At 65.9% G+C, this 9,087-nt stretch carries 8 protein-coding genes; 7 read left to right on the top strand and 1 reads right to left on the bottom strand.

Translation table 11 applies throughout. The features are described 5' to 3' along the window. From flgA to RMO01_RS14985, 5 genes are all read left to right on the top strand, one after another. Nucleotides 1-337 (top strand): flagellar basal body P-ring formation chaperone FlgA (gene flgA, locus RMO01_RS15005; protein ID WP_309629869.1); only part of this gene is annotated, 337 nt, incomplete at its 5' end. Between the two features lie 5 nt (nucleotides 338-342). Next, complete coding sequence (gene flgH, locus RMO01_RS15000; RefSeq protein ID WP_309629868.1) at nucleotides 343-1,065, top strand: flagellar basal body L-ring protein FlgH; 723 nt, start codon at nucleotides 343-345, stop codon at nucleotides 1,063-1,065. A 152-nt stretch (nucleotides 1,066-1,217) separates the two neighbouring features. Further along, nucleotides 1,218-1,691, top strand: coding sequence for a hypothetical protein (locus RMO01_RS14995; protein ID WP_309629867.1), 474 nt, complete (start codon nucleotides 1,218-1,220; stop codon nucleotides 1,689-1,691). A 26-nt stretch (nucleotides 1,692-1,717) separates the two neighbouring features. Then, nucleotides 1,718-2,140 carry a hypothetical protein gene (locus RMO01_RS14990; protein WP_309629866.1) on the top strand — a complete coding sequence of 141 codons (423 nt, stop codon included), beginning with the start codon at nucleotides 1,718-1,720 and terminating at the stop codon, nucleotides 2,138-2,140. Between the two features lie 14 nt (nucleotides 2,141-2,154). Then, nucleotides 2,155-2,658: a hypothetical protein gene (locus RMO01_RS14985; protein WP_309629865.1), complete on the top strand. Its 504-nt coding sequence runs from the start codon at nucleotides 2,155-2,157 to the stop codon at nucleotides 2,656-2,658. 302 nt (nucleotides 2,659-2,960) lie between these two features. On the opposite strand, the gene RMO01_RS14980 is transcribed toward RMO01_RS14985, so the two are convergent. Further along, entirely contained in the window at nucleotides 2,961-6,365 is a 3,405-nt protein-coding gene (locus RMO01_RS14980) for a TonB-dependent receptor domain-containing protein (protein ID WP_309629864.1), read from the bottom strand. A 227-nt stretch (nucleotides 6,366-6,592) separates the two neighbouring features. Here RMO01_RS14980 and RMO01_RS14975 point away from each other — a divergent pair, with 227 nt between their 5' ends. Together RMO01_RS14975 and RMO01_RS14970 are read left to right on the top strand one after the other, a co-directional pair. Next, entirely contained in the window at nucleotides 6,593-7,765 is a 1,173-nt protein-coding gene (locus RMO01_RS14975; protein ID WP_309629863.1) for a family 43 glycosylhydrolase, read from the top strand. Next, a complete protein-coding gene (locus RMO01_RS14970; RefSeq protein ID WP_309629862.1) occupies nucleotides 7,762-9,069 on the top strand; it encodes a pectate lyase in 1,308 nt (435 codons plus the stop codon). Before RMO01_RS14975 ends, RMO01_RS14970 begins: the two co-directional genes overlap by 4 nt. Nucleotides 9,070-9,087 lie beyond the last annotated feature (18 nt).

Here is a 9,087-nt window from a genome sequence, read left to right as displayed (position 1 = left end):
AGCGACGGGGCCCCAGGACGCCGAACAGGTCATCGGCCTGTCAGCCCGTCGCGCGCTGCGTGCAGGCGCGTCCGTCGCCGCCCGTGACCTGGCCAGCCCGCAGGTCATTGCCCGCAACGACACGGTCGAGGTCGCCTTCATCTCCGGCGGGGTCAAACTGACTGTGACCGGCCGGGCCACCCGGAACGCGGCCATTGGTGAGCCCGTGCCCATTCTGAACCTCGCGTCCGGCAAGACCATAGACGCTGTGGCCACGGGCCCCGGACGCGCCGTCACCGGGCCTGCTGCACAGTCAGCGCGTTCAAATCCTGTCCAATTTGCCCGCCAGGGAAGATAAGTCCGATGCGTAAACTGATGATCGCCGCCGCCGCCGCCGTCACCCTGACCGGCTGCACCACCATCACCGAAACTGTGCGCGGTCCGGAACTGGCCCCCGTCGCCTATCCCGCGACCCTTGTGCCCGTCAGCCAGGTCTATGGGCGGGAAGAGGCCAGCCGTCCGGCCAGCGCCAACTCCCTTTGGCGCACGGGTGCGCGAACCTTCTTTGGCGACCAGCGCGCACGCCGGATCGGGGACATCCTGACCGTCAACATTGATATCGACGACCGGGCGCAGACCCAGAACTCGACCAACCGCAGCCGGTCCAACGACGTGTCAGGCGGCATCTCGAACTTCTTCGGGCTGGAAAACAGCCTCGGCCGCGCCTTTCCCGGCGGCTTCGATCCGCAAAATCTGGTTGGGGTCCAGGGCGAGTCCAATGCCAATGGCTCGGGGGCGATCAATCGGTCCGAACGGGTCGAACTGACAATCGCTGCTGTCGTTACCGACGTGCTGTCGAATGGAAACATGGTCATCCAGGGTCGGCAGGAAGTGCGCACCAACCGCGAGCTGCGAGAGCTGACCGTGGCCGGAATCGTGCGTCCCGAAGACATTACGGCCGCCAATACGATCAGCCACACCCAGATCGCCGAGGCGCGCATCAGCTACGGCGGGCGCGGCGACATCAGCCGGGTGCAGGCCACGCCGGCCGCGCAGAGCCTGGTGGAGCGTTTCAGCCCGTTCTAGGAAGGACGCTACCGCGCGACGCGCGGCGTCTCGCTACTTGAGCCAGGGAAGATCGTGTCCTCAACATCACGGCTGCGTCAGAGCGAAGCTCTGCCGTGAACCGTTAACGGAAACCCGCGTTTGACCCCCAAGACGCAAAGGTTTCCGTTTCGATGTTCAAGGTTCTCGTTCCCGCTGTCGCCGCTCTCGGTCTGGTCGCCTTCGCGGCCCAGTCCGACGACGTCGCGACCGAGATCGAGGCTCAGGGCGTCATGGCCGCGCCGGTCATGGGCTGGAGCGTCCATCACGAGGGCGCCCTGGCGAAACTGGCCTATGGCGTCGCCAACTCCGACCAGTTGGCCCTGATGGTGACCTGCATGCCGGGCGACACGACTGCGGCCGTCTATGGCGACGTCCAGGTCGAAGGCGCGCGCCTGATGCAGGCCAGCGTCCAGATCGATCCGCTGTCCGGCGGCGACGCGGACGAGACCACCCTTCCGGTCACCGATCCGGCCCTGGCCGGCCTGGCGCAGAAGGGCCGGATGACGGTCGTTGGCGACGCCGGGCGGTTCCAGTTGGCGGCCAGCACCGAAGAACGTCGCCTCGTACGCGATTTTCTGGCCTATTGCTCGGCGGGCCGGGCGTAGCCCAGTCCGGTCGGGGGGCCTGAACCATGACATTTCTGGCGATGATCGCGGCGATTGCCGCGCTGAACGCCCCCTCGCCTCAGGGCGGCTGGACCTGGACCCTCTATGAGGACGGGCCGCTGGTTCTCGCCAACGAAATCCCCGACACGCCGCAACTGAGGGCCATCCTTGAATGTCAGCCGGGCGCTGGCGTGGCGCGACTGGATCTGTTCGGCTCAACCAAGGCCGGGATCGCCACGATCGTCTCGGGCACGGCGACCGCCACCGGACAGAGTGAGGCGACGGCCGACCATCAGTCCGTGGCCCTGCGCACCGATCACCCCGTCTTCGGCCAGTTCCTGGTCACCGGCGCCCTGGACGTCGCCGTCGGCGGCCAGCATCAGGCCGTGGCCGTGCCCGCAGCCCACCTTGCCAAACTGCGCCGCTTCGCCGAGCTTTGCAGCGGGTGAACAGCGGAGGGCGCATGCGGAGTCTATGGTTGCCGGTCCTGGCGTTGGCCGCGCTGACGAGCGCCTGCGCCAGCGTCGAGACGCCCGAACCCGTGGTGACGGCCGCCGCCGCGCCGTCGGCGCCCGCTCCGGTCGCCGGCTACGACTGGCATTATACGCCCGACGAAGGCATGGCCCGGCTGGCCTATGGCGTGGAGGCCAGCGACGATCTTCGCCTCGGCCTCGACTGCACGGCCGGGTCCGGCAAGGTCGACCTGACCGCCCTGGGCCAGACCGGCGATCGTGAGATCCATCTGGAATCCGGCGGCGACACCGAACGGTTCCCCGCCGAGGGCGAGCCCTCGCAACTGCACGACGGCGACATCCTGACCGCCACGGCCGCGACCAGCGAACCGGTTCTGCAGCGCTTCCGCCGGGTCGGCTGGATCGCCCAGTGGATCGACGGGAAGCGGGAGGTCTATGCGCCGCATCCTGGATCGGAAGCGGGGGGCGAGCGGTTCTTCGTGATGTGCGGATGACTCACAAGGCGGGGCCGAGGCAGCGAACACGCTGCAGGCCGGGGCAGTAGGTGAAGGGGCGGTCCCCTCCGCCAACACCGGCGCTGTCGGCCGCCAATCGGCCGCACCGAACCCGTGGATGGTCACGCGACCTTCGGGGGCCACGGGCTCTAGCCAGATTTGAACAGTGAGGCACGGGCACGGTCCCGGGACTCTGCATCCCGGCAAAAAAAGAAGCGTCATCCGTGACCGGATGACGCTTCCAGGCGGACAGTTCCTTGGGAGGAAAACCGTCCATCCCCTCAGGGATCGGGGAAGATGAATCAGAAGGTGAAGCGGGTCCCCACGAAGTATTGGCGGCCGGTCTTGCCGTAGCTGGCCACCACCGGATCGGCTTGATAGGCCCACCGGCTGTCCGCCTGGTCGGTGAGGTTCAGGGCCTCGGCGGTCAGGGTGATGTTGTCGTTGATCTTGTAGGTGAACGACGCATCCACGTTCAGCGTGTCGTCCGATCCGATGAAGTCATTGATCAGCGGCGAGTCGCACTGTCCCGGGTCGCAGGTCCCGCCCTGGAGCGGATAGGTCGTCTGATATCCTTCGCGATAGGCCGCCGACACCCGCGCGCTCCAGCGCGGCACTTCATAGAAGATCGTCGCGTTGAAGCTCTTCGGCGAGGCCCCGAGGAATGGCGCGGTGCCGGTCAGGTTGCGGGCCGGATCGAGGATGTACTCGAGCTCGGACTCGATCTGGGTGTAGTTCGCCTGGACACCGAGGTTCGAAAGGAAGCCCGGCAGGAAGGTCAGGTTCTGCTGATAGATTAGCTCGAACCCGTCCAGGGTTCCCCCCGGCGCGTCGTTGAACTGGCGCACCGAGAACGGCAGGTCCCCATCGATATAGGCCCGACGGCTGTCGGAGGCGACGTCCACCAGACCGTCGAAGGCCAGGCGCAGGTTGGCGATGGCGGCGGCGTCGAACAGATCGGTCAGGCGTCCCTCGGTCAGGATGACCTGCGGGAAGCTGTTGATCTTCTTGTGGAAGAAGGCGATCGAGATCAGTGCGTCCTCGGCAAAATACCATTCAACGTTGAAGTCGAGATTGTCTGCGCGGAACGGCTTGAGACGCGTGTTGCCCAGGGTGATCGCGGCGTTCGAGCCATCGAACGCAGCCGGCGCCGTGCCGACGCCGACGGGCACGGTGAAGCCGGTCACGCCCGGCTGCAGCGCCAGGAGTTGCGGCCGCGCCATCACTTTGGCCGCAGCAAAGCGGAAGAGCAGTTGGTCCGACCACTCGTAGATCAGGTTCATCGACGGAAGGGTGTCGGTGTACTCGTTGCTGTTCTCGACCGGACGACCGCTGGGCGAGCGGCCGGCGGCGTCCACGCTGGTTTCCGCGACCCGGACCCCGACGTTGCCGCGCAGGTCGCGCCCGAAGACCGGCGTCCGGAAGTCGAGCTGGGCATAGTAGGCCGTGTCCGTCTCATCGACCGAGAAGGTGTTGACCCCGCCGTTGCGGAGGTCGGACAGGCGCCAGTCGCCGAAGTCGTTGATGCAGTTGCAGTCGAAGCCGAACCGGTCCTGGAACGCCTGCAGGTTGGGAACGAAATAGGAGGTCGGCGTTCCCGCCGGCAGGTCGAGCCCCAGGCCGAAGTCAACGAGTTGCCCCATCTGGGCGACCGTGGTCGGCTGGACCAGACCGCTCCGGACGCCCTCCAGAAGGCTGGGGTTCTGAGTGTCGCCGATCAGCCGCTCGAAGCGGGTGTAGAAGAAGTCGAACTTGCGCTGCCCGGCCCCGAACCGCAGCGTATAGTCGGGGTGGTAGTCCCAGCTGAAGTCGACCTTGGCGGCCCGATAGCCGTTCTCGGTCACAGTCCTGTAGTTTCGGAGGGCGGAATAGCCCTTCACGAAGTTCCAGTTGGCGGGGTTGGCGGGATCGAAGCCGAACGACATCGACGGGATGTCTCCGCCGTCCCGCTCATCATAGACGAAATAGTCGTTGCCCGGCGTGCCGTTGCCGGAGTCCAGCCGGATGAAGTCGGCGAGCAGACCCGTGTTGACGTTCGTCGACTGCGAGTCGCCGATCAAGGCGACGGCGCGGAAGGTGTCGCTGAACTCGTGCTCGATATTGATCGAATTCTGACGGAACTCGGTCGTGTAGGAGCCTTGATCGACCGCCGACCGGAAGTCGACATTCCCAAGCTTCAGATAGTCGGCGTTTGCACCGCTATCGCTAAGTTCAGCCTCGATCAATCGAACAGCCGGACGTCCGATAAACTGACCCCGGAGAGCCAGAAACTGCGGATGTGCAACATACCCGACAGACGTTGGCTGGTTGTAGTAGTCGTAGACTTCAAGATTGTTTGGATTGAAGCTGCCTGTGCCGGCGGCGAGGTTGTTCGTCGTCGCGCCCGGAGCGGTCGTGTAGATCGGGTTCGATCCATAGATGGACTGGCCGCAATCGATGGCGTCGCGGAACTCGGTCGCGGCCTGGGTTGCGCAGTTGGCGTAGGACGCCCGCCGGTTGGCATATGAGTTGTTGGCCGCCGACGTTGTTGCAAAGGTCTGATAGCTGAAGGCCGTCGGCGTCCGGTTGCCGTTGGTGTTGTTCCGGTTCAGGCCCACCGGACCGAGCTGGTAATTGGTCGAGGTCTGGGTGGCCTCCGAATAGAGATTGTCGAAGCTGACGGTGGTCCGGTCAGTCGGCCGCCACTGGAACGAAAGGGTCGCGCCCAGGCGTTCCTGTTCGATCTCCCGGTGCTGAAGCGACGCCAGGGCCGGGATGCGGACCAGCGACTGGCGGTAGTTGTTGGGCCCGTACAGGAGCTGGTAGGCGGCCGGGTTCGATCCGATCAGGAAGTTGAGCGCTTCGGGATTGGTGACCCGGGGGATGACCGCCGCAGCGTTGACGTTGGTCGGCAGGGCGAACCCTTGCGGATCTCCCGTCGCCGCCGCCGCGGCGTTGTTGAAGGTCGCGCCACGGTAGGTGTAGTCGGGGCTGCCGACGCCGCGGACATAGCTGTCCGAAATCTGGCTGCGCTCGTTGTAGGCGACGGAGGCGAGCACGCCGAGATCGCCGATCCCCGTCTCCCAGCGCTTGGACGCCAGCAGGGCGACGCGCGGATTGTGCTGGCCGCCATTCTCGTAATAGGCGTCCTGGAGCGACAGGGCGAAGCGCTGGTCGGTGAAGTCGAAAGGCCGGCCGGAAATCAGGTCGACCGTGGCGCCCAGGCTGCCCTCGTCGGTCTGCGCATCGGCGGACTTCTGGACCCGCAGCGAGTTGAACAGCTCTGAAGCGAAGGTGTTGAACGAGAAGCCGCGGTCGCGACGCAATGCGCCGTCGGCGTTGCTGGCGCCGGAGGTCGAGAGGGTCTCGAGACCGTTAAGGCGAACGCGGGTGAAGTCACCACCCAGGCCGCGGACCGAGATCTGGTTCCCCTCCCCGTTCTCGCGGTCGATCGAGACGCCGGGCAGTCGCTGGAGCGACTCGGCCAGGTTCGCATCGGGGAAGTCGGCGATGTCTTCGGCGTTGATGACGTCGACGATGGTGTTAGAGCGGCGCTTGTCCGTCAGCGCGCTGGCCAGCGATCCGCGGATACCGGTGACGATAATCTCGTCGACCTGGTCAGCCTCTTGCGGCGGTGACTGAGCGAACGCCGGCGCTGCAAGAGCGGTGACGGCAAGACACAGTGCAGCGCGAGACGCTGAACGCAGATATTGCGTGGAATTTCTCATTGGGCTCTCCTCCCGGTTCCTCATGCGGCGCGACGTCTCTTGTGGACGCTATCCCGCAGTTCCCCCCGGCTTTCACCGAGACTTCGAAAAAGTATGATTATAAGACATAGCAGTCAAATCATTTGTCACCGGTGTCATTCGACGCTCAGGTTGGACCCGGAAGGAGCGAGACTATGTCTGGATTCACGCGTCGGACTTTGCTGAGCGCTGGCACTGCGGCGATCGCGATGGCCGGATCATCGCCGGTCGTGGGCCAGGCGCTCGACGATTCCGGACGACTGATTCTCACACCCTCGCCCAATCCCTATCCGTACAGCGGCGTCAGCGGCGCCGGCTTCCCTGCGACCTCCGAAAGCGCTCGCGGCGGCTGGATGTCCGGCCTTCCCGGGGTGCGCTACAGCGGCGAACGCGAGATGGCCTATCCGACGCTCGCCTGGGGTGAAGCTGCGACCGGGTCAGCGGTGGACAAGGGATTGCTGCCCCGGATCCGCCCGCTGCTGGAACTGCATCTCAGAGACACCCAGATCTGCATCGGCGGCGACGGCGCCTACTATATGACCGGCTCGACCGGCGATAATATCTGGGCCTTCAACGATGGCATCGAGTTGTGGCGGTCCGTGGATCTCGTCGACTGGACCTACCTCGGCCTGGTTTGGAGCCTGGATCGCGAAGGCGGCTGGGCCGCCAGTTGGCGGGCCCGGCGCGGCGTGCCGTTCCGCGCCATCTGGGCCCCCGAGATCCACTACATCAATGACAACTACTTCCTGTGCTTCAGCGTCAGCCGCGCAGGTCTGGGCATCTTGCGCAGCACGACAGGTCGGCCGGAAGGCCCGTATGAATACGCCTTCTCACCCGATGCCCATCTGAGGCGCGGGATTGATGCGACCCTGTTCCAGGACGACGACGGCGCCGTCTATCTGACCTACGGATCCGGCGACGAGATGGTCCGGTTGAAGGACGACCTCAGCGGCTATGCCGAGGAATGGAGCCGGACGACGTTCGAACCGGTCGAATGCCTGGTTGCGCGCGATCGCGCGCGTTGCCTGAGGGGCGAGAACACGCTCGGCTACGAAGGGGCGACGATGTTCAGGAAGGACGGCCTCTACTACCTGGGCGCCGTCGGCAATGTCGAAGGCCGCTACTCCTTCGTCTTCGCGACCTCGGAGAGCTTGCGCGGTCCGTACCGGATGCGGCACGAGGCGGCGCCCTGCGCCGGTGGCGGCAACGTCTTCAAGGACAGGGACGGCCGCTGGTGGTCAACCTTCTTCGGCAACGACGAGCAGAGCCATTTCCGCGAGAAGCCCGGCCTACTGCGCGTGGATTTCGACGACGCCGGAAGGATCGTGACGGCGCAGGACCAACCGTTCGCCATCCCGCCGGCTGCGGAGACCGCAACATGATCACCCGCCGACAGACACTCCTCTCGACCGCCGGCTTCGCCATGCTGGGATGCGCCGGCTGGACAAAAGCGCACGCCCTCGCCTTCCCGGGCGCCATGGGCTGGGCGCGCACGACGCCGGGCGGGCGCGGCGGGGCGATCCTGCGGGTGACCCACCTCGGCGCCTCGGGAGAAGGCTCGCTGCGCGCCGCGCTGGAGGCCGAGGGGCCGCGCGTCGTTGTGTTTGAAGTCGGCGGCGTTATCGACCTCGACGGCCGCAGCATCAGCGTCACCAGTCCGTTCCTGACCATCGCCGGACAGACCGCGCCTGAGCCTGGCATCACACTGATCCGCGGCGGCCTCAGCATCAGGTCCCACGACGTCGTCATCCGACACATCCGCGTGCGCCCGGGCGCGAACGGTGCGGCGCCCCGAAGCGGCTGGGAGGTCGACGGCCTGGCGACCAGCGCCGCCCATGACATCATCGTGGACCAGTGCTCATTCAGCTGGGCCACCGACGAGAACCTGTCGGCCTCGGGCCCGCGCTTCGACGGCGGCGATACCGTGGAGGCCTGGCGCCGGCACACCTCGCGCCGCATAACCTTCAGCCGCAACATCGTGGCCGAGGGCCTGTCGAACTCAAGCCATGCCAAGGGCGAGCACTCCAAGGGCAGTCTGATCCACGACAACGCGACCGACATCCTGATCGTCGGCAACCTGTACGCCCACAACTATGAGCGGAACCAGCTGTTCAAGGGCGGCTCCCACGTCGTCAGCGCGAACAACTGGATCTATGACCCCGGCAACCGATGCATGCACTACGGTCTGAACGCACCGGAGTGGGAAGGCCGTTCCTGGGAGATCGGCCAACTCGCCCTGGTCGGAAATGTGGTCAAGGGCGGAGCTTCGACCCGCGCCGATCTGCCCTTCTTCCTCGCGGAATCGCAGGGCGATGTGGCGCTCTACGCTCTCGACAATCCCGCCTTCCACGCCGACGGCCGCGTCATGCAGGCGGTCGGAATCCAGTCCGACCGGAATCTGCAGGTGATCCGCCTGGACGCCCCTCCGCAATGGCCGGAGGGTTTCAGCGCCCGACCGTCAGGGGAGGTCGAAGCCTGGGTCGCGGCCGAGGCCGGCGCCCGTCCCTGGGCCCGCGACGAGACGGACCGCCGCATCCTTCAGTCTGTCCGCAACGGGACCGGCCGGGTCATCGACGACGAGAGCGAGGTCGGAGGCTATCCCGCTCCTGCGCCAACCTCCCGCCCCTTCGGCGAGGCGGACTGGAACCTCTCCGACATGACACGCAAGGACGGCCGCCCCAGCTAATCGTCGCTACTCATCTCT

Source organism: Brevundimonas sp. (assembly GCF_031412435.1).
GTDB lineage: Bacteria > Pseudomonadota > Alphaproteobacteria > Caulobacterales > Caulobacteraceae > Brevundimonas.
Note: the sequence above shows the minus strand (reverse complement) of the source record. Positions and strands in the feature narration are given on the sequence as shown.

Bases quoted from the DNA above. Each gene is read 5' to 3' on its own strand.
- RMO01_RS14980 (WP_309629864.1), bottom strand. From the start codon at position 6,365: ATGAGAAATTCCACGCAATATCTGCGTTCAGCGTCTCGCGCTGCACTG.
- RMO01_RS14970 (WP_309629862.1), top strand. From the start codon at position 7,762: ATGATCACCCGCCGACAGACACTCCTCTCGACCGCCGGCTTCGCCATG.
- RMO01_RS14975 (WP_309629863.1), top strand. From the start codon at position 6,593: ATGGCCGGATCATCGCCGGTCGTGGGCCAGGCGCTCGACGATTCCGGA.
- flgH (WP_309629868.1), top strand. From the start codon at position 343: ATGCGTAAACTGATGATCGCCGCCGCCGCCGCCGTCACCCTGACCGGC.
- RMO01_RS14995 (WP_309629867.1), top strand. From the start codon at position 1,218: ATGTTCAAGGTTCTCGTTCCCGCTGTCGCCGCTCTCGGTCTGGTCGCC.
- RMO01_RS14990 (WP_309629866.1), top strand. From the start codon at position 1,718: ATGACATTTCTGGCGATGATCGCGGCGATTGCCGCGCTGAACGCCCCC.
- RMO01_RS14985 (WP_309629865.1), top strand. From the start codon at position 2,155: ATGCGGAGTCTATGGTTGCCGGTCCTGGCGTTGGCCGCGCTGACGAGC.